The sequence below is a fragment of the Lederbergia citrea genome (assembly GCF_018343525.1).
GTDB classification, from domain to species: domain Bacteria; phylum Bacillota; class Bacilli; order Bacillales; family Bacillaceae_C; genus Lederbergia; species Lederbergia citrea.
Window position 1 is genome coordinate 21520 of record NZ_JAGYPH010000005.1, and the last position, 25272, is coordinate 46791.

At 39.0% G+C, this 25272-nt stretch carries 21 protein-coding genes; all 21 read right to left on the reverse strand.

Features of this window, described 5'->3' with window-relative positions; genetic code table 11:
- Positions 1-63: 63 nt before the first annotated feature.
- A complete protein-coding gene (gene cpaB, locus KHA88_RS19235) occupies positions 64-894 on the reverse strand; it encodes a Flp pilus assembly protein CpaB (RefSeq protein WP_213122657.1) in 831 nt (276 codons plus the stop codon).
- Between the two features lie 394 nt (positions 895-1288).
- Entirely contained in the window at positions 1289-3127 is a 1839-nt protein-coding gene (locus KHA88_RS19240) for a PAS domain-containing protein (RefSeq protein WP_213122658.1), read from the reverse strand.
- 167 nt (positions 3128-3294) lie between these two features.
- Complete coding sequence (locus KHA88_RS19245) at positions 3295-4524, reverse strand: alkaline phosphatase (protein WP_213122700.1); 1230 nt, start codon at positions 4522-4524, stop codon at positions 3295-3297.
- 178 nt (positions 4525-4702) lie between these two features.
- Positions 4703-5701, reverse strand: a complete 999-nt coding sequence (locus KHA88_RS19250; RefSeq protein WP_213122659.1) for a LacI family DNA-binding transcriptional regulator — start codon at positions 5699-5701, stop codon at positions 4703-4705.
- A 132-nt stretch (positions 5702-5833) separates the two neighbouring features.
- Complete coding sequence (locus KHA88_RS19255; protein WP_213122660.1) at positions 5834-6877, reverse strand: Gfo/Idh/MocA family protein; 1044 nt, start codon at positions 6875-6877, stop codon at positions 5834-5836.
- Between the two features lie 6 nt (positions 6878-6883).
- Positions 6884-7780, reverse strand: coding sequence for a myo-inosose-2 dehydratase (gene iolE / locus KHA88_RS19260; RefSeq protein WP_213099942.1), 897 nt, complete (start codon positions 7778-7780; stop codon positions 6884-6886).
- A 24-nt stretch (positions 7781-7804) separates the two neighbouring features.
- A complete protein-coding gene (gene iolD, locus KHA88_RS19265) occupies positions 7805-9739 on the reverse strand; it encodes a 3D-(3,5/4)-trihydroxycyclohexane-1,2-dione acylhydrolase (decyclizing) (RefSeq protein WP_213122661.1) in 1935 nt (644 codons plus the stop codon).
- Between the two features lie 296 nt (positions 9740-10035).
- Positions 10036-10197 (reverse strand): hypothetical protein, encoded by a 162-nt coding sequence (locus KHA88_RS21500; protein WP_430413721.1) that lies wholly within the window; start codon positions 10195-10197, stop codon positions 10036-10038.
- Positions 10198-10374: 177 nt separating this feature from the next.
- On the reverse strand, positions 10375-11835 hold the full coding sequence (locus KHA88_RS19270; RefSeq protein WP_213122662.1) for a CoA-acylating methylmalonate-semialdehyde dehydrogenase: 1461 nt from the start codon (positions 11833-11835) through the stop codon (positions 10375-10377).
- Between the two features lie 175 nt (positions 11836-12010).
- Positions 12011-13006: a 5-dehydro-2-deoxygluconokinase gene (iolC, locus tag KHA88_RS19275; RefSeq protein WP_213122663.1), complete on the reverse strand. Its 996-nt coding sequence runs from the start codon at positions 13004-13006 to the stop codon at positions 12011-12013.
- Between the two features lie 60 nt (positions 13007-13066).
- Complete coding sequence (gene iolB / locus KHA88_RS19280; RefSeq protein WP_213099938.1) at positions 13067-13870, reverse strand: 5-deoxy-glucuronate isomerase; 804 nt, start codon at positions 13868-13870, stop codon at positions 13067-13069.
- Between the two features lie 90 nt (positions 13871-13960).
- Entirely contained in the window at positions 13961-14986 is a 1026-nt protein-coding gene (gene iolG, locus KHA88_RS19285; RefSeq protein ID WP_213122664.1) for an inositol 2-dehydrogenase, read from the reverse strand.
- A gap of 21 nt (positions 14987-15007) precedes the next feature.
- Complete coding sequence (locus KHA88_RS19290) at positions 15008-16762, reverse strand: solute:sodium symporter family transporter (RefSeq protein ID WP_213122665.1); 1755 nt, start codon at positions 16760-16762, stop codon at positions 15008-15010.
- Positions 16763-17379: 617 nt separating this feature from the next.
- A complete protein-coding gene (locus tag KHA88_RS19295) occupies positions 17380-17544 on the reverse strand; it encodes a hypothetical protein (RefSeq protein ID WP_213122708.1) in 165 nt (54 codons plus the stop codon).
- Between the two features lie 238 nt (positions 17545-17782).
- The gene (locus KHA88_RS19300) at positions 17783-18646 is read right to left on the reverse strand and encodes an aldose epimerase family protein (protein ID WP_213099935.1); all 864 of its coding nucleotides are present in this window, start codon (positions 18644-18646) and stop codon (positions 17783-17785) included.
- 15 nt (positions 18647-18661) lie between these two features.
- Positions 18662-19480 carry a histidinol-phosphatase gene (locus KHA88_RS19305; protein ID WP_213108700.1) on the reverse strand — a complete coding sequence of 273 codons (819 nt, stop codon included), beginning with the start codon at positions 19478-19480 and terminating at the stop codon, positions 18662-18664.
- Positions 19481-19601: 121 nt separating this feature from the next.
- Positions 19602-20987, reverse strand: coding sequence for a glycoside hydrolase family 43 protein (locus KHA88_RS19310; protein ID WP_213122666.1), 1386 nt, complete (start codon positions 20985-20987; stop codon positions 19602-19604).
- Positions 20988-22757, reverse strand: a complete 1770-nt coding sequence (locus KHA88_RS19315; protein WP_213099932.1) for a glycoside hydrolase family 2 protein — start codon at positions 22755-22757, stop codon at positions 20988-20990.
- Between the two features lie 33 nt (positions 22758-22790).
- Positions 22791-23453 carry a DUF624 domain-containing protein gene (locus KHA88_RS19320; protein WP_213122667.1) on the reverse strand — a complete coding sequence of 221 codons (663 nt, stop codon included), beginning with the start codon at positions 23451-23453 and terminating at the stop codon, positions 22791-22793.
- A 5-nt stretch (positions 23454-23458) separates the two neighbouring features.
- Positions 23459-24301, reverse strand: coding sequence for a carbohydrate ABC transporter permease (locus tag KHA88_RS19325; protein WP_213108704.1), 843 nt, complete (start codon positions 24299-24301; stop codon positions 23459-23461).
- 24 nt (positions 24302-24325) lie between these two features.
- Positions 24326-25270 carry a carbohydrate ABC transporter permease gene (locus KHA88_RS21360; protein ID WP_346729208.1) on the reverse strand — a complete coding sequence of 315 codons (945 nt, stop codon included), beginning with the start codon at positions 25268-25270 and terminating at the stop codon, positions 24326-24328.
- Positions 25271-25272 lie beyond the last annotated feature (2 nt).

Consider the following 25272-nt stretch of genomic DNA (forward strand, 5'->3'; position numbering starts at 1 on the left):
GCACAGCTTCAAAAAGCAATTACTGAAAGCCATGTTCATATGAAAGATTAGCTAGCGGGCCATTTAGTTTCCTTGCTTCTTCTGCTTTGGATCCGGCTTTTGCTTTTCCTTCGTTTTTTCTTCTTTTGTCACTTCCTCTTTAGTTGACTTTTCAGCATCTTTCGTTTTAGATTTAGCAGGTTGTTGATTTGCGTCCATTTCTTGATTTTCAATATCAGCCTTCTCTTCTATTATCTTCTCTCCCGGTGCTTTTTGATCTGTATCCTCAAGCTGCATCGACTCCAATTTTCCTACATTGGCTTTAACGATTCGGACACTATCCGCATAGTTTTGCATATGAATCAGCTCTGGAGCAGCTTCCAATGGAACCTCAAGCTGGACACCTTTAAATTTGTTCTTTTCTTTTGCAACTCTTGCGACTTTAACATCTTTCATAAAGACGATTGTTTCCTCTTTTGAGTTAAAACGATGAGAAACAATGATATCGACACGATCCATTGCCTCTAATGGCTCATCGAAGAAAATTCTGTCGGCCTGCATGAGAGTAATAAGGCGGTTATTTTCTTCAACAACTGAAGAAGCTTGCTTCAGCATGTTCTTTGTAATAATGTCCCCTGTTGATAAAGGTACAATTGAAACCTTATTCATTAGTTCTTCAGCATTAGTAATATGGTAATCTCTTAAATATTTTTGAGGAATCTCTTCCATTTTTATGTCTTCCGGACGAATCAGCGCTCTAGAAGGGATGTCATCATTAGCAACAAAGATTTGCACCATTGTGCCTAAATTGTTGTTTAGAGCCTGAACCTTTTTTAAAACAAGAAATCCGGATGTTAATGCTAATAATAAAGAAATCACAAAAAATATAATCGCTTTTCTCTTTGACTCCAGCATTCTTTGACCTCGTTTCTTTGCAGCGTAATCAACAAATGTAAACTTAACAAATATTGTTTTTATTTTATAAGTTAATAACATGTTCACATTTAGGTCAAACGTCTCGAAAATGGTGTCGAAATTTACCTAAGTCCTTTTAACCAGCATTACTTTGAAACTGAGATAATTTTCAGGTCCTATTACACGGTTTAAATTGTGACAAGCGAGGTATGTCGAATAAAAATACCCACAATTCGGTGAAATTTTTTCCGTTTTTTTACAAAAGTAGGTATAAATAATCATTTTTTAAACATTACTTTTAGTAATGGTCATTTCCATAATTTAGTCGCTTGATAAAGTTAAGCAAACAAAAAAAAGGATTAGCAACTTTTTGCCCATCCTCGCATTATCGAACTTATTCGCCACTATCTGACGGTAGCTTTATTGTCACAGTGGTACCTTTTTCATCATTATTGGTAAATTGAATTGTTCCTCGATGATTTTCAATAATCTTATAGCTGACCATAAGGCCAAGACCCGTGCCTTTTTCTTTATTAGAATAAAAAGGCTCACCCAACCGATTCAGGAATTCTTTTGGAATGCCCATTCCTTCATCTTTAACTTCAATCTGTACATATCCATTAGGCATGAGGGTTGTTGCAATATGTATATTACCTCCCAAAGGCATTGATTCAATCGCATTTTTAATTAAATTCATGACCACTTGCTTAATTTGCTTTGGCTCGCAGCTAATCGCTGGTAATTTTCTTTCAAAATTCATATTAATTTGTACTTTATGTAGTAAGGCTTCAGGATTCATGAAAAAAATGACTTCTTGTAAAATTACATTAATATCACTGCTAACAAATTTCATTTCCTCTTGTGGTTTTGCTAACATTAAAAACTCATTTACGATCGACTCGATTCTCTCAAGCTCTGTTAAAATAATATGATTATATGTACTTTTTGATTCTTGGGCAATCAGCTGTGAAAATCCCTTTACCGCTGTCAGCGGATTCCTGATTTCATGTGCGATTCCTGCTGCCAATTGGCCGAGTACTCCTAATTTATCTTGCTTCTTGATCATTTGGTCCTTCTTTTTCCATTCCGTTATATCTTGGGTTACACTAAGATTACGTGTAATTTGCCCATTTTCATTTGCCATAGGCGTGACTTTCGTTCTGACCCATCTTTCTTCCCCACCTTCAATATCCTTCAACTTAAATTCAATTTCAATCGGATCATTACAAGGAGATGAGAAGATTCTTTTAATTCTTTCAAAATCCTCCGGTTCAAATCTTTCAAACATGACAGTTGGGTCTGTATACATCGCTTCAATATTAAAACCCCAAAGCTTTTCATAAGAGGGGCTTATATAAAGAAATTTAGATTGTTCAAAATCAAATAAACAAATAACTTCACTTATATTCTCGGTTATCTCAAGTAATAATTTTTCCCGTTCAGCAATTACCTCATTTTGCCTTTCAATTAACATTTTTGTTTCCAATAGCTCAGTAAGGTCTTTTGTAATCGCTACATTCCCGATGATTCTCCCAGTATCATCGATAATAGGTGAGACAATCAATGAGACCGGAAAAATGGTCCCATCTTTTTTCATCCTTAGCGTCTGTCGATGGACTAATTTTTTGCCGACTAAAACTTCCCCTACGATGTCTCCAAATTCATATTGAAGATGCTCTGGAATTACAGGTAAAGTCTTTCCCATTATTTCCGCCGATTTCCAGCCGTACATTTGCTCGAATGCAGAGTTCAGAAAAATAACGCGTCCTTCCAAATCACACATATCAGCAGCCTCTTCTGAAATATCGAACAGATTATTCGCCCCGATATAATTAGCAAGATCTTTTCCGAAATTTTCAATAGTGTCCTCAGACAGACGGGCAACCGCGTGCACCCAACCATCATTAATTGCTTTTCCATTACACCAAAGCAAGGTGATAAATGTTCCATCTTTCCGGCGATATCTATTCGTATATGGAGAGAAGAAATTTTTATTTTGTATCGCCTTTACCACTTCCATTGTTTTCTCACGGTCATCATCATGAATAAGATCTAAGTAATTCATATGGACCAACTCAGAAAAATCATATTGCAAATTTTTTTCAAATGAAGCGTTCACGTACTTGATTCTTCCTTTGGAATCAAGCAAAATTAACATTTCATTTGAGGAATCTGCAAACCACTTAAGTGTTTCAATTATAAGGGCGTTTTCTCTCTCTACTGTCTTCCCCATATGCTAGCACCCCTTAAAGTTATCCTGATTACATAGTTATTACTATTTTAACAGAAAATTTAATTTTTTGCTAAAATTCTCAGTTTTGGAGAGAAGTTTACTTAATATTAGATGGGTTTTTGTGGACAGGATTCGCTAAAAAGAAGGATTACTGTCCTCATAATGGTTTACTTTGATTGTAAAAATTTTATTTTCATTAATTTTGCCATTAATGCGGGGAGATCGGTATTGTTGTGCAACCCTCTGAATAAATCGGAGCCAGGACCATATGCATAGAGCGGCACATCAACACCTGTATGCTGTTTCGTTGTCCAACCGACAAGCGCCCTTTCGGACACTATTTCATTCATCGCCAAATCCGGTTTGGTTGCCGTTTTTATTTTTTGGATTTCTTCTTCTGTCAGGTCAATGTTTGCGTGCTTCTTAACCACATCTTTCACATTGCTCCGGTCTTTTGTTAATTGGCTCACCATAAAATCACCTGTTGCTGTGACTCTCCGAAGGACTTCTAACTTTGCATCATACAGGCCATATCCTCCAACAGACATTCCGCCTGTATCATGGTCTCCTGCAATAACAATCAGTGTCTTTTTATCTTTCTTGGCGAATGCGAGTGCTTTGGCGACAGCGCCCTCAAATGCTTGAATATCTTTCATTGCCCATGCAGCATCATTGGCATGACCGGCCCAATCAACTTGGCTTCCTTCCACCATCAGAAAAAATCCGTCTCTATTTTTTTTCAGTATCTTTAAAGCTGCTTCAGTCATTTCCGCAAGGCTTGGCTCAGTTGTAGCATGTCGATCCAATTCGGGAGCCATCCCTATTTCTGAAAACAATCCAATTAACTTGTCTGTTTTTTTAGCATTCAGTAATTCATCGCGATTAGAAACAAAGTGATAGCCATTTTTTTTCGCTCTATTGATCAAGGTTTCGGGAAAGTACTTTTTTCCGCCGCCGAGAATGACATCCACTTTATTATAAATGTACTGAGGTGCAATTTCCGCTTCATCGGTGCGAGATGCCACATGTGAGGCAAACGCCGCTGGAGTCGCATAAGTAATTGTTGATGTTGCTACAAGGCCTGCTGCTTTACCTGCATCTTTTGAAGCTTCTAATATTGTTTTTAATGTCTCGCCAGTAGGAGCAATACTGATCATCCCGTTATTCGTTTTAACTCCTGTTGCCATGGCGGTTGCTGCAGCCGCGGAGTCCGTTACTTCTGAACTTGCAGAAAAGGTACGATGCATACCTACCAACATACTGTCCATAATTGAATCCTCCCCCTTATACCAACGATAGTTGGTGGCATAAGAAGTAGAAAAGCCGTCTGGAATCATAAAAATAACATTTTTTACTTTACTACTCTCTTTAGCGTCCACATAAAATGAAGAATTCATTGGTGTACTAAAGAGAATGATTAATATAATGATTACAGAAATTACTCTTTTATTCACGATAATCCCTCCTATACTGCATGATAGTAGGAATTATCCTTTGTAATCCTCTTCTTTTTTATCCAAAAATAAAGAAAGCCACGGGCAATCCCGTGGCCATATTTGATATTTCTTTCTCCGCCTAATCGATAGATGTGGTTGTTCCTCTAACGATTAGCTGCGGATTGAATAAAACCCGTTCTTTCCCACGGTTTTTTTCTTTGATTTCTTCAATAATGACGTCTACAACTTTATTACCCATTTCTGTAATGGGTTGTGCAACCGTTGTCAAAGCTGGAACAGTTGTGGTCGCTAAAATGGTATTATCGAAGCCAACGATAGATAAATCCTCCGGCACCTTTAAGCCCAGTTCTTTCGCACCTTGAATGACACCAATGGCAATTAAATCATTACAGGCAAAAATCGCTGTAGGCACATTTTCTTTTTGAACCATGTTTTTTAGGCACTCTTTGCCATTTGTAATGGAAGCGGTCGTTTGAAAAATATTCTCTTCGGAGCATATTAAACCATGCTCGGCGTGTGCTTCTCGATATCCATATATGCGCATCTTACTGCTATTAGCATTTTCCGCAATGATGGCGATATTTCGATGACCCGCAGTGATAAGATGTGAGGTAGCTTCGTAACCGCCCTTAAAGTCATCCACTGAAACAGATGTCACATCAAGTCCAATATCATCTTGCGTTAGCATCACGAGCGGAATGCGCAGTTTCTTTAAACCTTTTAACAGATTTTTATCTTGAAAACTAGATGCAACAATAAACCCATCTACTTGTTTTCTTTGCAATAATTCTAGATACTTCTTTTCTTTTTCCGGATTTTCATCCGTACTGCACATAATCACACTCATCCCTGATTCATGCGCACGATCTTCTATCGTTCGAGCCATCTCTGAAAAAAACGGGTTAGATATGTCGGGAACTAATAAACCAAGGGTTTCCGTTCCTTTACCGGTCAATGCAGAAGCCATTAAACTTGGTTGATAATTAAGCCTTAGCATGGCCTCTTTAACATTTTCTCTTGTAGAATCCCGCATTTTCCCTGTATTATTTATTACCTTCGATACGGTCGCAATTGATACGCCTGCTTCTTTTGCAACATCATATATGGTTGGTTTCATAACAATGCCTCATTTCTTATGCAACACCTATTCTGTTGTTGTTTCCCGCTTAATACCGCCTTAGGAATTTTATCATACTGAATAGGCAGAAAGAAGTGGTGCATGTGTTTCTTATCAATTAAGGCCAAGACTTTAGTTATATGCAACGCTTTCTTCCTTCACATTGATCAGCGTCTTAGTTTCGAAAGACTTTTTACAGGCATAGGCAAGTTTAGTAGATTCAACTCCATCTTTGACAGTAACTTCCGGTTTACGCTTTTCCAAAATACAGTTGATAAATTCTTCAACTTCACTTAAATATGCTTGCTCAAAGCGCTCTAAGAAACCATCTACGCACTCTTGAATCGCGCCTTCTTCCTTCATGATGACGATTTGGTTTCGTTCAGGAACCGTTCCGATCCGAAGCGTTCCTTTCGTGCCAATGATTTCGGTTTCAATATGATAGCCATGGGCACAATTTCGGCCAGCTACAAATATCCCAGTTGTATTATTATCAAACCGGACCATTGCAGCACCCGTTTCTGCATCTTGGATTTCGTCAAATTCTGGACGAGCATAGCTGCCGCCGATTGCCCATATTTCTTCCGGCTCTGCTCCTAAATACCAGCGTGCCAAATCAAAATCATGAATGGCCATATCGAGGAATAATCCGCCACTATAATTCGCTTTGGCAAATTTCAGGAAACTATCCATTTTATTAGCAGGATCCAAGCCATAACATCTGATTAAAACCGGTTGGCCGATTTCACCGGCATCAATTTTTTGCTTGGCAGCAGCGTAAGAACGATCATACCTGCGCATAAATCCAAGCATAAACACTTGATCCGGGTGAGCTTCTACCGCTGTTTGGACTTCAAGTGCTTCTTCCATATAAAGGCCTAAAGGTTTTTCACTGAAAACATGAAATCCAGCTTCCAATGCTTGGTTAATTTGTTTGCAATGATATCCGGAAGGTGAGGCGATAAATATGGCATCCAACTCTTTATTTTTAAGCATATCTTCATAGTTTGTATATCCGAATGGAATATTCCATTTTTGCATAACTTCATTGACTTCTTCCTCGATGACACTGCATACTGCCGTTAGTTCACAATGAGGGATTCGGAATGCCAAATTCTTTGCATGTTGGAGCCCTAAACGACCAAGCCCAACAATTCCGACTTTTACTTTTTTCATGATGCCTCACACCCCTGCTGTTTCTTTAATATAGTTTCGAGCCATTAAAGCATATTCGAAAGGATTTGCTTTTGATGGATCTTGTTCCGCTTCAACAATCATCCATCCTTCATAGCCTGACTGTGCTAAGATTTCAAAGATTGGCTTAAAATCAACGGCGCCGTTTCCAGGCACGGTAAAAACTCCTTCTTTTACGCCCGTTAAGAAACTTAAGCCATCTTGCTTTACCATTTTGGCAACCTCGGGACGAACATCTTTTAAATGGACATGCTTTATTCTCGACATATGGTTTTCTAAAACTTCTAAAGGATTCTCACCTGAAAAATAAAGGTGCCCCGTATCATAAAGTAAATAGACCAGATTTTCATCCGTCATTTCCATTAATTGATTAATCTCTTCAGTCGTTTGTACACCTGTCCCCATATGGTGGTGATAAACAAGCTTCATATCCTTTTCCTGAGCCAGTTCCCCAAGTTTATTTAAACCTGAAGCAAGTTTTCCCCAGTCATCTTCAGTGAAAATTGGCTTTTCTGCAAATAAGGGAGTTTCTTGCTGCCCTTGAATACTATAGCCTTGTTCAGAAACGACAATGACTTTTGCACCCATTTCATATAAAAAATCACGATGGGCCAAAAACGCTGTTTTCGTTTCATCAAAAGGTTTCGTTGTTAAAAATGCACTAAACCATGCGCTGGCAATTTCTAAGTTTCGCAACTTCAAAGCTTTTTGCAATACCGGGATGTCTCGCGGATATTTATTGCCCACTTCAGATCCTGTAAATCCTGCAAGCGCCATTTCACTGATGCATTGTTCAAAAGTATTTTCTCCACCTAATTCAGGCAAATCATCATTCGTCCATCCGATTGGAGCAATTCCAAGTTTCACGGCGTTTTTTTCGAACATAAGCTCCCTCTCCTACACTCCTATTTAGTACTTTCTTGCTTTTTGCAGTTGTTTTTCCTTTTCTTGAAAAGAGGCTTGAACAGATTCATTTTGAGAAACTTCAGCGACTCCAACATGCCACCAAGCACCATAGCCATCTGTCATTGTTTTCGGTAAAACTTTAATATCGATCAGCGTGGAAACAGTTTGTTTCTTCGCATCTTCCAATGCCTCATGCAGCTCTTCCATTGTTTTGACTGTATAGGTTTTAACCCCATATCCGGCTGCACTTTGAGCGAAATCGATACGCATAATGGATCCCGTCAATTGGTTCGTTTCATTATCACGTTTGCGGAATTCAGTTCCGAAACTGCCCATTCCGTTACCCATTTGAAGATTATTAATACAACCGAACCCTGCGTTATCAAAAAGAAGAACATTAATTTTCTTGTTCTCTTGTAAACTTGTAACAAGCTCGGAATGAAGCATCATATAGCTTCCATCCCCGACAAAGCTATATACTTCCTGCTCAGGTGCAGCCATCTTTACGCCGAGAGCGCCGGATATTTCATACCCCATGCACGAATATCCGTATTCCATATGGTATGTATTTGGCTGTCGGCTAACCCACATTCTTTGCAAATCCCCTGGTAAACTTCCGGATGCACCAATAACGATCGCATCTTCATCTACAACTTCATTGATCTTGCCAATGACTGCCGTTTGTGTGAGAGATGAGCCAAGCGTTTTTTCATATTCCGGCAGAACTTCGTCTAAATGACCCGAAACTTCTGGTTGATAACCTTCCGTTTCGTAATCGGTTTCATATAACCTTGACAATTCTTCTTGCCACTCATTTTTAGCTGCTTCAATTTCAGTTTCATACGAAGATTTATAATCTATTTCTGCTAGCTTTTGTGTAAGTACTTCCAGCCCTGCTTTTGCATCAGCAACCAATGGAGTTGCATCTAGCTTCCCCGCATGGAATTCAGATAGATTAATCGTTAAAAAGTCTACATCTGCCGATTGAAATAAATGTTTTGAGGCTGTTGTAAAATCTGTAAATCTAGTCCCAATTCCAAGAACGAGATCGGCTTCCTTAGCAATTTTATTTGCTGCAGCATTTCCAGTTACACCAAGCCCTCCCAAATTAAGCGGATGCGTGCTTTCAATGGCACTTTTGCCTGCTTGCGTCTCTGCGAAAGGAATGTTAAATTTCTCTGCGAATTCACGTAATGCACCCGCAGCTTCTGAATAACGCACTCCCCCGCCACAAACAATGAGCGGCTTTGTCTTATTGTTGAAAAGCTCCACAGCTTCCGCAAGTGCTTGATCTGTTGGCTTTTGTCTGTTCGAACGATATACACGTTTTTTAAAGAAGGATTCGGGATAATCATAGGCTTCACCTTGGACGTCCTGTGGAAGGGCAATCGTGACCGCCCCAGTATCTGCTTGATTCGTAAGCACACGCATAGCGTTAATCATCGCACTCATCAATTGTTCTGGACGCGTGATTCTGTCCCAATATTTGCTTACAGGCCTAAACGCATCATTTGTCGTGATGCTCGCATCGTACGTTTGTTCAATTTGTTGGAGAACAGGGTCTGGCTGACGCGTTGCAAATGTATCGCCCGGAAGCAGTAATAATGGAATATTATTGGCCGTTGCTGTCGCTGCCGCTGTAATCATATTTGCAGAACCAGGCCCGACTGAAGACGTGCACGCAATCAGTTGCTTATGATGATTTTGTTTAGCAAACGCAGTGGCAGCATGGGCCATCCCTTGCTCGCTGCGGCCTTGATATACTTCAAGATCACCGCTATCTTCTTCCAATGCTTGGCCAAGTCCCAATACATTTCCATGCCCGAAAATAGTAAAAATACCTTTGAAGAGCTTTTGTTCTTTGCCTTCCACTTCAATATATTGTTGATTTAAAAACTTAATGAGCGCTTGTGATGTTGTTAATTTCAAAAAACTCACCTCATAACATATGATATTCTTTCAGTTTGAAAGAAAGCCGGAGGCCCGCAGGATGCGGGGCACTCAGGCTGGATTGCATTGGAGCCACTTAGGCTTGTATTTTTGGCGTATGGGAATGGATTCGAAATATTCCCGGTAGGATTCGAGCCACTCGCGCTTGGCTTAGAGCCACTCACGCATGGATTCGAGCCACTCACGCTCGGATTCGAGCCACTCACGCATGGATGCGAGCCACTCGCCCAGATTCGAGCCACTCACGCTCGGATGCGAGCCACTCACGCTTGGATGCGAGCCACTCACGCAGATTCGAGCCACTCACGCAGATTCGAGCCACTCACGCCCGGATGCGAGCCACTCACGCATGGATGCGAGCCACTCACGCATGGATGCGAGCCACTCACGCATGGATGCGAGCCACTCACGCATGGATGCGAGCCACTCGCCCAGATTCGAGCCACTCACGCCCGGATGCGAGCCACTCACGCTCGGATTCAAGCCACTCACGCTCGGATGCGAGCCACTCACGCCGGTATTCAAGCCACTCACACCTATATACGAGCCACTCGCCATTTTTCGCCACCATTCTTCATGTAAAATGAAGTAATATATGGATGCTCCTCACGAAAGGTAGTCAACTAAACCCAACGAGCTGTAACTACTTTCTTTCTTGTATAAAATTCAACTCCGTCCGTTCCGTTAGCATGTAGATCTCCGTAGAAAGAATCCTTGTATCCGGAGAATGGGAAGAATGCCATTGGAGCCGGCACGCCAATGTTTACACCAAGCATTCCTGCGTCGATTGTTTCACGGAATTGACGAACGCTTCCACCGTCTTTAGTAAAGATACAAGCACCGTTTGCAAATCGTGATTGATTTGAAAGATCGACTGCTTCCTCAAGATTTTTTACACGTGTAATAGATAGAACTGGTGCAAAGATTTCATCTTGCCAGATTTTCATTTCACTTGTCACTTCATCAAAAATCGTTGGGCCAACGAAATAACCTTTGTCTTTAGCCTTCTCGTCATTCCGCCCATCACGAAGGAGGCGAGCACCCTCTTCTACACCTGTTTCAATATATTTCAAAGTCTTTTCTTTATGCTGATCACGGATTACTGGACCGAGGAAAACCCCTTCATCCAATCCGTTTCCGATTGTAAGTTCATTCGTTTTTTCCAATAGAAGTTCGATAAACTCATCTGCTACAGACTCTTCTATCGCTACAACTGAACATGCCATGCAACGCTCTCCAGCTGAGCCAAAGGCAGCATTGAGCACTTGAACAGCAGCATTTTCCAAGTTTGCATCGCCTAGAATAATTGAATGGTTCTTAGCTCCAGCAAGAGCTTGAACGCGTTTTAAATTGTTTGTTCCACGCTTGTAAACATATTCAGCTACAGGCTGGGAACCAACGAATGAAATAGCTTTTACATCTTTATGATCCAATAAGCCATTGACAACATCATGTGCACCGTGAACAACATTTAGCACACCTTTAGGAAGCCCAGCTTCTTCAAATAGTTCCGCCAAACGATTCGCTAATAGCGGAGTACGCTCAGATGGCTTTAATACAAATGCGTTCCCCGTTACGATAGCGAGCGGGAACATCCAGCAAGGCACCATCATTGGGAAGTTAAACGGTGTAATACCGCCAACTACACCAATTGGATAACGGTAAACGCCTGACTCAAGACCAGTAGCGATCGAAGGCAGTTGTGAGCCCATTGTCAGAGTCGGTGCACCTGCTGCAAATTCCACACATTCGATTCCGCGCAATACTTCTCCGTGTGCCTCTGTGTAATTTTTACCGTTTTCAATTGTGATTAGCTTTGCCAGTTCATCCCAATGTTCAACAAGCAGTTGTTGATATTTAAATAGAATCCTTGCGCGTCTTGGAACAGCTACCTCTTTCCATGTTTCAAATGCTTTAGCAGCCGCTTGAACCGCTAAATCTACATCTTCTTGTGTAGAAATCGGAACACGGGCAATTTCTTCACCTGTTGCTGGGTTGTAAACTGCCTCGGTTTTTGTTGTTTTTGCGTCTATCCATTCTCCGCCCACATAATTTTGTAATGTTTTCACTGTAGTTTGTGTCATTTAAGTAACCTCCAATGTTATTTTGAGATTTTTCTAGATGTCATCAAGGTAAATTGGGGGCAATCTGATTAATCCCGCGAGTTTAATCGATAATCCCGCCGATTTGATTAGTAATCCCGCCAAATTCATTAATAATCGCGCCGTTATTAAATTAATTCGGCCAAAATGCTTAGTACTACTTGCTGACTTTTTGCTCCGCAATTAAACGATCAATCTCATCCGTTGTCGGCATTGCGTCTGAACAACTATGCTTCGAAATGACAATCGCAGCAGATGCACTTCCATATTCCATCGCTTTTGGTATCTCCCATTGATTCATCAATCCGTAAATAAACGCCGATGCATAAGAGTCACCTGCACCAAAAGTTTTTAATACCTTTGTTTTAAACGTGCCTCCTCTATGGGAAGATCCATCTTTCGTATAAGCAATCGAGCCTTCAGAACCGTGTTTGATAACAACAATTTCTGCATGATAGCTAAACCACTTTTGCGCTGTTCGCTGGTCATCATTATCATTGCTTTCAAATTGTTCCATCATATCGAATTCTTCTCTTGTCCCGATAATGACATCGCATTTCTCAGCGGCTAGATTATAATAAACAGCCGTCTCTTGTGCAGATGTCCATGTATATGGGCGGTAATCAAGATCAAAAATGACAACTACATCATGTTTACGCGCATAGTCTAGAGCTAAAAATACGGCCTCTCTCGATGGACTTGCCGCTAAAGCGGTTCCAGAAATTAATAACGCTTTCGAATTTTTGATATATTCTTCCGAAACATTGCTCGTATCAAGCTTCAAGTCAGCTACATTATCACGGTACATAAGGATGCTGCATTCTTCAGGGCTTTTAATTTCTGTGAAAGCAAGTCCTGTAACAGCACCTGTTTGATCAACCGAGATCCCAGAAGTATCAATATGATTATCTTTTAAGTACTGAACAATAAAACGGCCCATTTGATCATCTGAAACTTTACCGATAAATCCTGATTTCAAGCCCAATCTCGCAGATCCAATCGCAATATTAGCTGGGGAACCGCCAACATATTTTGTAAAAGAAGATGTTTCCTCCATTGGTCTATTAAATTGATCAGCATTTAGGTCGATGCACAGTCTGCCTATTCCAATTAAGTCGATGGAACGGTCAGTTTTAAAATCTAAATTGTACATATAATTCCCTCCTACTTTTACACACTTAAGTTAAGCACTTTATCTCTAACTTAAAAATTTTTATTTCGGAAATAACCATTCATGATCTGGATCATTATGAAACTTCCATGTTCGTTTCGGACCAGCCATTACATTTAAATAGTATGATTCATAGCCTGGCACTGCTGATACAGGATGATACCCTTCAGGGACTAGTACGACGTTTCTGTTTTCGACACTTAATGTCTCATTCAGACTTCGATCATCATTGTAAACTCGTTGAAAGACAAATCCTTGTGAAGGATTGATTTCGTGATAGTACGTTTCTTCTAAGTATGATTCATTTGGCAAGTTATCTTCATCATGCTTATGAGGAGGATAACTGGATGTATTCCCATCAGGAGTGTAAACCTCTACAACTAGCAAACTATCAGCTTCTTTTTGTTCTGGTAAAATATTATGGATTTTACGGCTCATTTTTCCTGATCCACGATCTTCTTGGCCGACATCTTCCGGTGCAATTAACCGTGCCGGATAATTCCCTTTTCCTGGCGCCAAGCAAACAGCTAATTCAAGATCTGTCAAAGCTTTAACCGTATAGGAATCTTCATTTGGCACATAAACGGAGTATGGAGGTATTTTTTCAAACACACTCATTCTCTTTCCGATATTTTCAAACGATTCTTTTTCAGTTTTAACGTCTGCTCGTCCACTTAAGAGAACGAGACATACTTCATTTTCTTCTGTAGATGTGCTCAATGTTTCTCCTTGTTTTAAGGAATAAACTTCAAAACCAACATACTTCCATCCAGCAGATTCTGGCGTTACATGTAACACCCTGCCATTTTCGTCTCTTTGCTTAGGTTTTAAAAGTAGTTGAGACATATTATCCCTCCTGCTATAAAATAAGTTAAGCGCTTAACCAAAGTCTATCTGATTATCAAAATATAATCAATATTTTTTATATAATAAAGATTATTTCACTGCAACCGCATTCAATTCGGATAATGAAACGGAGCGTTTTTCTTTCCACGATAATTGGGCAGCTAATGCGATTAATTCAGCCTTATATCCATCTTCTCCGGAACAAGAAAGTGGTTTTTCTTCAACAATAGCTTTTGCAAATTCAGCAATTTCTGCTACATACGCTTCTTTATAGCGATCAAGGAAGAAGTATTTTGGATGATCAACTGTAATTGAATCTTTTGTAGAGATTTGGACGTTTGTATAACGTTCGTTTTCAGCTGAGACGACTCCTTCATCCCCGAATACCTCGATACGCTGATCATACCCATACACAGCCTGACGGCTATTATCGATTACTCCAAGGGAACCATCATCAAAGGTCAAGGTGATAATAGCTGTATCTACATCATTATTGCGTTTGAACTTTGGATCAATTAAATTCGCTGCACTTACAGACACCTCGGCTACCTCTCTGCCAGAAAGATATCGGATCATATCAAAGTCATGAATGGTCATATCCATAAACATCCCACCAGAACGCTGAATATAGGACTCATCAGGTGCTTGCGGATCCCTGGAGGTTATTTTTAAAATATGTGGCTTGCCAATTTTTCCAGCGCGAACAGTTTCAAAGACTTTGCGGAAATGTTTATCAAACCGACGGTTAAATCCAACTTGGAATTTCACACCAGCCTCTTGTACGACTTGAAGGGCTTCTTTCGTTTCCTCAATATGAAAGCTAATCGGTTTTTCACAAAATATATGCTTCCCGGCCTTTGCGCAAGCTTTAATAAAATCGACATGTGTGTCCGTTGATGAACAAATGAAAACCGCGTTAATTTCAGGGTCCTTCAATATATCATCAGTTTGTGTAGTGAGCACTGGTACTTGTTGCTCCAAATGCGTTCCTTTTAAATGATCAATGCTTATATCTGATATGGATTTCAAGTGGAATAAGCCTGATCTCAATATATTATCAGCATGCAGCTGACCGATTCTGCCAGCCCCAATAATGCCTACTGTTACTTTTTTCATCATAAATCACCTCGTAAAATATTAAATGGATTCTTGTTTAAGCTCCGGTTTTACTTTTTTTGCAATCGTCTCTTTCGGTATCGGGTCAAGTTTCTTATTTGTATTACGCCAGAACCAAACCACTCCCCCGATGAGAATCAGACTCGCCAAGAAAAACACAAGTGACATGTTTGAATAATCATAACCCGCTTTCGCTACACCGATTGGAGAGAAGAACGTATACACACCAACCATTAACGCAATAATCAGAATGGAAAAAGCTTTTGCATGCTTCCAAGGTTTTAGGTCAACTACCTTAGAATCATATAATTCATAAGCTGTTTCTCTAGGTTTTAATCTTCCAATCACAATCATTATTAAAATATTGATTGGGAATAATACAGTTAAAACATAAAGGAAATTAATTTCGTCAAGAATGAATTTTGACAACGCATACAAAATAACATGGACTACTATTGCAATCTTAGGAGCACTCTTCGGCACACGCTTACTGAAAAATCCTACCATTACCATTGCTATTATCGGCAAACTATAAAACCCATTCATTTCTTGTAAATAATAAAAGAGTCCTGATGGAGCATAGATGATGAATGGGGCAACAATGACGGCAGTAGCTGCAAGTAAGGCAGCAAATATCCTGCCGATCTTAACAAGCTCATCGTCTTTTGCTTTCGGTTTAAAAATTGGCTTGTAAATATCCAGCGTAAATAATGTAATAGAACTATTTAACACATTATTAAAAGAGCTTAAAATAGCGCCAAATAAAACAGCGGCCAGGAATCCTGATAATGCTATTGGCAGCACATCATTAATGAGTGTGGGATAGGCCATATCCGGGTTTCCAAGGGCACCACCATATAACAAGTAAGCGATGATACCGGGCAAGACTAAAAATGTTGCCCCGAATATTTTAAAGATCCCAGCAAACAGCACACCCTTTTGGCCTTCCGCTAAATCTTTTGCGGCTAATGAACGTTGAATAATCGATTGGTTCGTACACCAATAAAATAAGTTATTAAACAATAATCCCGTTAACAAAACCGTCCAAGGCACAGATGATGAATGGTTTCCAATTGAATTCAGTTTTGCGGGATTGGCCGTCATTAGCTTACCGACACCATCTACTAAACTACCACCGCCAAGAGCAAACAAGGCTAAAAATGGAATAAGCAAACCACCTATAATAAGACCGATTCCATTAATCGTATCACTCATTGCGCAAGCTTTAAGTCCACCAAGAATGACATAGCCACAACTGATAATCCCTATCGCCATTGAAATGAAAAAAATGATTTTGAATGTACTAATATTAGTGATCGTAGTTAATGAAAAAATGCTATCAATCACAAGTGCTCCCGAATATAATACAGTTGGTAAATATACGGTCGCATAACCTAATAAAAATAACACGGAAACAATCTGTCTCGTTCTCACATCATAACGTTGTTCCAAAAAGTCTGGAATTGTCGTTATGCCCGCTTTTAAATAACGAGGCAAAAATACAAATGCCATAAGAATCAAAGCTATAGGAGCGGTTACCTCCCAGGCCATTACAACCATTGACTCACCAAATGCTTGTCCATTAAGTCCGACGATTTGTTCCGTTGACAAGTTTGTTAGTATAAGAGAACTTGCAATGACAATTCCAGTTAAACTTCTTCCTCCAAGAAAATATCCATCTGAACTTGTTAAATCCGTACCTTTTGTCTTGTACCAAGAAAACCACATTACAAAAATGGTATATGCTAAAAAGGTTGCTGCAATAATCCAAAGCATATGTATACTCCTCCTTTTTTCGCGTGTACTACACTATTTCCGTTTACGTAGAAAGATTCGCTTTAAAGAAAGCGCTTTACATAAGTGTAAAAAAAATAAAACCACGCAATTTTTATTAATGAATCCTCTTTTCACCCCATTTTTAATCCTGACTTTAACTAAGGAAAATAAATTAAGGAAAGCGCTTAACTCAACCTCCCTAAAAATATATAACAAATATTATAATAAATCAAGCTTTTCTTATTTTATTGAAATATAAAAAATGAAGTAGTCCAGCCTTGGACTACCTCATTTTTTATATTGGATTGAGCGGGTTTTCCAAAGCTTACCGCTCGCTTTCCGCGGGGCGAGCGCCGAGCCGCTTCGTCGCTACGCTCCTTTAGGGTCTCGACTGTCTCGCAGATCCCGCAGGAGTCGAGCGGACGCTTCTCCAAACCAATACAATTCTACAATTTACTTTTCTGTTTACTCTTTCATTTTTATAACGGTAGAACGTTTCTTTGCGGAGGCGAAGGAAAAGGGCTTATTTTAACTGCCTTTTGTCTTCAAACTGAGTGTATAGTTTAAAATTTAAAACTGTCCACTATTTTAATTTATTATTGCACATTCAACTAATCCTACTTGTTATCTAATTTCCTCAAAATATCTTGAAGTGTGCGATTGCGTTCTTTTGCTAATTTAACAACCGAAACCGCAAACCAAATAACAAATATTATCGGAACTACATAAACAAGAAACATTAAGAATGGCAATATACTCATCATTACTTCACCAGCACCCAAACAACCGTCACCAACCTTTTATTGTTTATTTATCTAAACTCTCGCATCAACCTGATCAACGCAATTTCAACAAATCATTTTTCGTTAAATGTTTCTCTTTCATTTGTTAGCGTATTCTTCTATCCTCAGAAGTTGTTGCACAGATTTTATCGGGTTATAACAAGTTGGTTGCATAAGTGTAGCTCCATAAATGTGTAAAGCAACTCTAAAACGGACTATCACAAAAAATTATATTTACTCACTCTACAGATATAGTGATAACCGTTTTTAAAGATTCATCCTGGCCAATTATAGGCAATTCTTCTTTACGATTCATTTCATTCGTCATAGCCATCCATGGCTCTACACAAACAAAGTCTTGCCCCTTTTCTGTCCATAAATAAACGTATTTGAATTCTTCGCCGTATTTCATTAACACCTTTTTATTCAGTTCCGGCAATTCAAAAGCAATTTCCTTTTTTATAGCATCCAATAAAACAAGCGATTCCTTCTTATCGGATAAATCTAATCCTTCCTTCACATTCTTAATTTTAAAATCATTATCATCGCGATACGTTTTTGCATCTGTTTCATATGTAAGATTTTTCTCGGAAGTTTTGAAATATGGATGAAAACCTGGATAAATTGGCATGTCAGATTCCGATTTATTTACATATTCTTGCTGGATGCTCAAAGTATTTCCTTGCAATACGTATGTAAAGATTACTTCAAAATCAAACGGAAAAGATTTTCTGGTTTCTTCATTGCTTCTTAGTCTTAAGGTGATCGAAGCACCGTCAGTTGTGTCAGTATTCATAACTTCCCACGGATAATTTCTAGCAAATCCGTGGTTTCTCATTTCATATACTTTACCATCCCACTCGTACTTCCCATCCACTAATTGGCCTGATATAGGAAATAAAATTGGTATTCCACCTCTAACATTGGCCTCTTCATCATAAAAGGTCTTTTTATTCAAAAATAATAATTCCTCGCCATGTACACCAAAACCAGTTATGATTCCCCCTCTTTCAGGAGCCACTTTTATCCATGAATGCGCATTTGAATCGGTTACTTCATAGATTGTAAAATTTGCATCTTGTTTCTGAGTAACTTTATACATTGTTGCGTTATCCTCCTACAAATGATCAAGATATCTTTTCTTTTCTTTAAAATAAGCCCAATCTTTAAAACCAATTTCTTTGAGTCGCTGTCTCACCAATTCAAACTCGTCGCCAACTCTTTCCGGATCATGTGCATCAGATCCGAAAGTAGGTTTTACTCCATAATAAAGCGCTCTTTCAAGAATATCATCTGCTGGGTACCAGCCGCCGCAGTCCTTCGTATTACCTGAAGTATTGATTTCAATGGCAATCTCATTTTCACCGATTACTTTTAAAGTATGATCGATTGCATTCGTTTGAATCTTAGAAAAAGCGGGATAAAATCCCTTCATTGCGTCAATATGCCCGAGAATTTGAAATAACCCACTTTTCGCTGATTGTTCAATGAGATGATAATATCTTTCTTTCGTCGCTATTTTTTCTTGTTCAGTCAAACCATCCCATCGACCCTTCTTAAAAATATTAATGCCATCTACATGGTGAACAGAACCGATAATATAATCAAAAGGATACTGATCATATTGTTTTTTATAAAGGTTGATATGGTCTGGAAAAAAGTCTGATTCAATCCCTAAAAGAACATCGATTTTCCCCTGAAACTCTTCCTTCAACATTAAAACTTCTCTGATATAAGCTGGGAATTCACTTTTTCCCATAGCAATGCCAGGAAAAGGCTGTTCTTCTTCACTTGCAAAATACGGTGAATGATCTGCAATACCAATCATATCCAAACCGTTATTTATTGCTGCTTCGATATAATCTCTTATCTCACCGCGGGCATGTCCACAACGGTAGTGATGCGTATGAAAATCAAATTTCAAATGGGAGTTCATTTTTTTACCACCTTTTAAATAATTTCTTCTATGTATTAACATACTCCAAGCAGATGAGAAACCCCTTTAATTATGCTCAAAAAAGGATGCAGCACGAAAATATGCTGCATCCTTTCCTAATTTAAAGAACCGTTAAGAGTGTTCCTTTATATGTGACCGATGGATCTTCAATTAGTTGAACCTTCAAGTTTGAGGATTGAATAGTCCTTTTGTAGACCACCAATCCATTAACTTGAAGCGCCACAACATCACCTGTTTTTTCAATCGACAAATGTTGATATGTAGAAAAATCAGGGTCATTTTTTAATAATGTTTTATTGTGACTATCCCCTTGGCGAACTTCAAATGCCTTCTCGTCTGGATCAATTGTCCATTTTAGGACCATCCCATTCTCATCAGAAAGGCTTCCGCCAAGTGTAGAATTCTCAGGGTTAACCGTAGATAGGTTGGTCTCAAAGTAAAACGAATTAGCTGGATGGGAAGCTAAACTCTTATTAATCGAATGAATTCCATCATCAAATCTACAATCGACCGTTGGTAGCGATGGTGCAGGAATCGCTTCTAAAGTTGGCTCCTCAATTTTAATAAGATCATCTTGCCATTCAAATTTACCAACATGAACTTTTCTTCCCTTTTTTTCTGGATCTGGTTCATATCCATGATAGACCACATACTTATCTACACCATTAGGACCGCTCGTTACAACATGGTGGCCAGGTCCGAAGCATGCAGCATTGCTTGCAAGAATCGGTTTACCGCCTTCCCACTTCTTCCAGGTCGTATCATTCATTCCATTTGGCCCCATTGGTACTTTAGAAGTCGCAACATACATTCCGTACGTATCATCACCGAACCAACCAGCGCTGTACATTTGATAATATACACCGTTTTTCTTTAAAACAAATGGACCCTCGTTCCAAAACCATGTCCCTTCTTTATTCCCCTCATGCATCATTTCAGGTTTGACAACAAGCGTTGGATTGCCGGCAAGGGTTTCAAAATCTATCATTTTATCAACAACATTCCCACAGCCGATGACACCGTTAGGACCTTTTGTATACTCGTTTCGGACGTTGTAAAATAAAAACCACTGGCCATCATCATCTAAGAAGGGATGTGCATCAATCGACCACTCATTCGTTAATGGCTCGGCATTTAAGATAAATGGACCGATTGGACTTGTACTTTTAGCGACACCAATGTGACGAATTTCATCATCGGCATTGCCATCGGCTTTTGTCATCGCACCAGTCACGTACATATAAAACGTTCCATTATAATGGATGATTTCAGGGGCCCAAAGATCAATTTGAGCCCAATGATTTTTATCATTTGACGCTGTAAGTGCAACGCCAACTTTTTCCCAATCTACAAGATTTGTGGACTCATAGACGAGGATTTCATATTGTCCTGTATGGTATAAATAGTATTTTCCGTTATATTTCAAAATAGCAGGATCGCCATGATCCATATCAGGAACAAAAATGACTGGATTATGATAAATCATTTATTTTGCCTCAACTTTTTCAATCTTATATGTTTTACCTTCATTAATCGCACGAATCGTTTCAAGCGGAATTTTCGGTTCACGATCATAAGTCAATAAACCATTAATCTCTTGCTCGACATCCGTTAGTTGTGTGTAGCAAAATCCTTGAACAGTTGGTGACTCAAGCATTGCTGAGACGACGGCATTGTAACGATCTGCAAAATCTTCGTCACTATCCGCTCCACTATATCCCCAGCCTTCCCAATCACTCTTTTTATAGGCAATCCCGCCAAACTCAGAAACGAGGATGGGTTCATCTTGATATGAAAAACCTGGTGTTAAAATAAATCTTCCGGCAGGCATTGCTGATATTGTACTCTCAACCGTAGAATATCTTTCTGTTAATACTTCTTTTTTCGACTCATAGTCATGGATTGTAAGCAGATCGGATTTGGTATGTTCCCATCCATCATTGGAAATCACAGGACGAGTGCTATCAAGTGATTTCGTTAAGTAATATAGGCTTAAGCTATGTGCCACTTGACGGTCATCAGAAAGAAGACGCGGTACACCCCAGCTTTCGTTTAACGGTACCCATGCAACGATGGACGGATGACTATAATCTCGTTCAATTACCTCTTGCCATTCTTTTGTAATTCTTTCAACTGATTCGTTTGTATACGTATAGCTATTGGCCATTTCTCCCCAGACAAGCAGGCCTAATTTATCTGCCCAATATAAATAACGTGGATCTTCTACCTTTTGATGCTTACGCGCACCATTAAAGCCCATTTCTTTCGTTAGTTCTACATCTTTTTTCAGGTCCTCATCACTTGGAGGAGTTAAAATTCCTTTAGGGAAATAGCCTTGGTCAAGAATAAGTTTCTGATAGTAAGGACGGTTATTCAGCAAAAATTTGCCTTCAACGATCGATACCTTCCGCATGCCAAAATAACTTGTGACTTCATCTACTGTATGATCATTTTCCTTTACTCGGAGAACGATATCATACAAATTCGGATGTTCCGGACTCCAAAGTCTGCCTGGACCGTGAACATTAAAATCGCTTAAATAGATTTGTCGAGAACCGCTATTTGAACCAAGATGAACAGCATCTTTTGCTACTAGTTCACCGTCAAAGGAGATTTCAATTTCCAGTTGCTGTTCCGCTGTTCCTCCATTGACCACATAGTCAACGACAACTTCATCCGTATCAATATTAGGTGTGAACTTTACTTTTTCGAGGTAGCTCTCATTAACAGCTTCAAGCCAAACCGTTTGCCAAATTCCAGTCGTACGTGTATAGAAAATCGACTCTGATTTTTCTTTCCAATATTGTTTTCCACGTGGTTGATCCAATTCTTTTGACGGATCTTCCGCACGAACAACTACTTTGTTTTCTGCCTTAATGACATGACTAATATCCGCTTTAAAAGGAACATGTCCTCCCTCATGAGTGGCAACAAGCTCGCCATTCACCCATACTTGAGCTCGGTAATCTACCGCTCCAAAATGAAGAATGATGCGTTTATCATTCCAGTCACTTGGGATAGTAAACGTTCTTTCATACCAGACAATATCATGAAAATCCGTATTACCAATCCCGCTTAATTCACTTTGATATGAAAATGGGACGGTTATTTCTTGTTCATACGTATGGTCCTTATACCATTTATTGTTCATTCCTAGATTCTCATCATCAAATGAAAAGTTCCATACTCCGTTTAAATTGATCCACTCATTTCGAACGAATTGTGGACGTGGATATTCTGGTCTTGGTTGATTCATGTGAAATCTCTCCCTAAATTATATTTTTTACTGTCAATATGCTTTCCAAGGCTTCCATGCGCCTCTCCAACTTACTTCTAAATCAGCCTCATATGGACGAGATTCATATTTTGCTAGTAAATAAAGAAGTGAATAATAGGCTATAAATCCTAATAACCCTGCCCAGACAAGCAATAAGATTGGGACCAAAAGCGAAAGAATCGTTATTAACAAGATATATATAGATAGATTCAACGTAAAACTAACATTCTCAATAAATAATCGAAAAGATCGAATGATGATTAGTTTCACATCTAGCAAGTTTTGCTTCACCATCAATGAAACCATATACATCATCATAAATTGAACGCTAAACATTAAATACAATAGCGCAAACGAAAAACTGATTGCCCAAATATTATTAAGCGAAAATAATATTGAAAAATAAACTCCACCTGGAATCATGATTACTGCGTATAAAACAGTCAGAAGAAGTGTCGGCTTTTGATATCTTTTCATACCAATAAAAAAATTGTGAAAATCGTCTTCTCCCTTTTGTTTCTTCTCGATACTATATAGCAATCCGATTGTTGCAAATCCAATCGTAACGATGGGAATAGAACAAAGTAACCACAAAAGACTGATCCGTAAAACAAAGCCTAGTTGGTGATACGTTTCAAAGATACTTTTATGAAATACCCGTAACGAAGCTTTCACTTAGATCACCCCTTCACTCCTGAGAGTGAGATTCCTTTAACAAAGAATCGTTGTGCCAGTAGGAATAAAATTAATACTGGTACCGCTGAAATAAATGTTGCAGCCATCATTTTCGCATATTGAATATTGTATGTGCCTTGTAGGATCGATAATCCTACTGGTAATGTTCTCATTTCTATACTGTTCGTTACAATGAGCGGCCATAAGAAATCATTCCAGTTGCCCATGAACGTGAATAATGCAAGCACCACAAGCGCCGGTTTTGATAGAGGAAGGATAATTTTCCAATATATTTGAAAGAGTGTTGCACCGTCGATAATCGCCGCTTCTTCGAGTTCTTTTGGAATTCCGAGGAAAAATTGGCGTAATAAGAAAATGCCGAATACTCCGCCAAGACCAGGGATAATCATTGCCCATGGTGTATCAATCCATCCTAGGAAATTTACAATACTGTAGGCTGGAATCAAGTTCATGATTGGCGGAATCATCATTGTCGCCATTAAGGACCAAAAGATTTTGTCTCTTCCCTTAAATTCTAATCGCGAATAAGCATAGGCCGCCAAAGAGGCAATAAACAAGACTAATACAGTATGGCTAACAGCAATAAACAGACTATTAACAAACCACTTCAAAATCGGTGCCTCACTCGTATTTGAGATGACATCAATATAGTTTTTCAGTGTTGGTGTTTCGGGAATCCATCTTATTGGCCAGGATATTGCCGCACTTTCTGGCTTTAATGATGTTGATAAAATCCAAATTAAAGGTGCTATCCACAAAACCCCTACGGCCGACAAAAAGATAAAACTCGTCGTTTTTATTTTTCGTTCTTCACTTTTTACAGACATATTGCTTCCTCCTTTCTAAGAAAATTAAGCTTTCTTATCCTCTTTTCCAATAACTTTAAATTGAATTACACTCACAATCACTAAGAAAAAGCCCATAATGATCGCCATGGCTGAAGCTACTCCAGCTTCAGAACTCCCGGTAAATGCCACTTCCTGTATATACATAAGAAGGACTTTCGTGTCAGTACCTGGCCCGCCTTTTGTCGCCATAAACGGCTGTCCGAATATGTTAAAGGAAGCAATAGTCGTCATAATTAAAATAAAAATCATTTGGTTTTTTATTCCTGGTAAGGTGACATGCCAAAAGCGATGAATTGCGTTTGCGCCATCGATTTTTGCTGCCTCATGTAATTCAGGAGACACATCCTGTAAACTAGCTAAAAATAAAATCATATTCGATCCTAATGTCCACCATATCGTCATGACGATAATTGAAACCCATGCCCACGGTAGATCCGTTAACCATGGTATATTTTCAAACCCAAGTTTATTTAAATAATAGTTTACAAGACCAGCATTTGTATCGAGCATCCAAATCCAAATCAACGCGACAGTTGCAATTGAAAACAAGCTAGGTGCATAGAATAAGGCTCTAAAAAAATTACTTCCCCATGTTTTCGTGTCAACGGCCATTGCGATTAAAAGTGGAATGGAGATTAATAGAGGGACTGCAAAAACGACAAATAAGAGGGTATGTTTAAATGCATCCCAATAATAAGTGAAATAGAGACTATCCTTATTCACAATCAAATCCGCATAGTTCTGTAACCCGACGAATACCGGAGAACTAAAGAAGTCCCAAGAATGAAAACTGAGATAAATTCCGTATATGGTGGGAAAAATCATAAACACGGTAAAAAAGAATAAATGTGGCGCGATAAATGCATAAGGCGAAAGTTTATTTAAGACTGGTTTATCTTTGTTAACTTGAAGATTTTTTATTTCTGAACGATCGATCTTTGGTTTCACTT

Bases quoted from the DNA above. Each gene is read 5' to 3' on its own strand.
- cpaB (WP_213122657.1), bottom strand. From the start codon at position 894: ATGCTGGAGTCAAAGAGAAAAGCGATTATATTTTTTGTGATTTCTTTA.
- KHA88_RS19240 (WP_213122658.1), bottom strand. From the start codon at position 3,127: ATGGGGAAGACAGTAGAGAGAGAAAACGCCCTTATAATTGAAACACTT.
- KHA88_RS19245 (WP_213122700.1), bottom strand. From the start codon at position 4,524: ATGAATTCTTCATTTTATGTGGACGCTAAAGAGAGTAGTAAAGTAAAA.
- KHA88_RS19250 (WP_213122659.1), bottom strand. From the start codon at position 5,701: ATGAAACCAACCATATATGATGTTGCAAAAGAAGCAGGCGTATCAATT.
- KHA88_RS19255 (WP_213122660.1), bottom strand. From the start codon at position 6,877: ATGAAAAAAGTAAAAGTCGGAATTGTTGGGCTTGGTCGTTTAGGGCTC.
- iolE (WP_213099942.1), bottom strand. From the start codon at position 7,780: ATGTTCGAAAAAAACGCCGTGAAACTTGGAATTGCTCCAATCGGATGG.
- KHA88_RS19270 (WP_213122662.1), bottom strand. From the start codon at position 11,835: ATGACACAAACTACAGTGAAAACATTACAAAATTATGTGGGCGGAGAA.
- iolC (WP_213122663.1), bottom strand. From the start codon at position 13,006: ATGTACAATTTAGATTTTAAAACTGACCGTTCCATCGACTTAATTGGA.
- iolB (WP_213099938.1), bottom strand. From the start codon at position 13,870: ATGTCTCAACTACTTTTAAAACCTAAGCAAAGAGACGAAAATGGCAGG.
- iolG (WP_213122664.1), bottom strand. From the start codon at position 14,986: ATGAAAAAAGTAACAGTAGGCATTATTGGGGCTGGCAGAATCGGTCAG.
- KHA88_RS19290 (WP_213122665.1), bottom strand. From the start codon at position 16,762: ATGCTTTGGATTATTGCAGCAACCTTTTTAGCATATACCATTTTTGTA.
- KHA88_RS19300 (WP_213099935.1), bottom strand. From the start codon at position 18,646: ATGTATAAAGTTACTCAGAAACAAGATGCAAATTTTACAATCTATGAA.
- KHA88_RS19305 (WP_213108700.1), bottom strand. From the start codon at position 19,480: ATGAACTCCCATTTGAAATTTGATTTTCATACGCATCACTACCGTTGT.
- KHA88_RS19310 (WP_213122666.1), bottom strand. From the start codon at position 20,987: ATGATTTATCATAATCCAGTCATTTTTGTTCCTGATATGGATCATGGC.
- KHA88_RS19315 (WP_213099932.1), bottom strand. From the start codon at position 22,757: ATGAATCAACCAAGACCAGAATATCCACGTCCACAATTCGTTCGAAAT.
- KHA88_RS19325 (WP_213108704.1), bottom strand. From the start codon at position 24,301: ATGTCTGTAAAAAGTGAAGAACGAAAAATAAAAACGACGAGTTTTATC.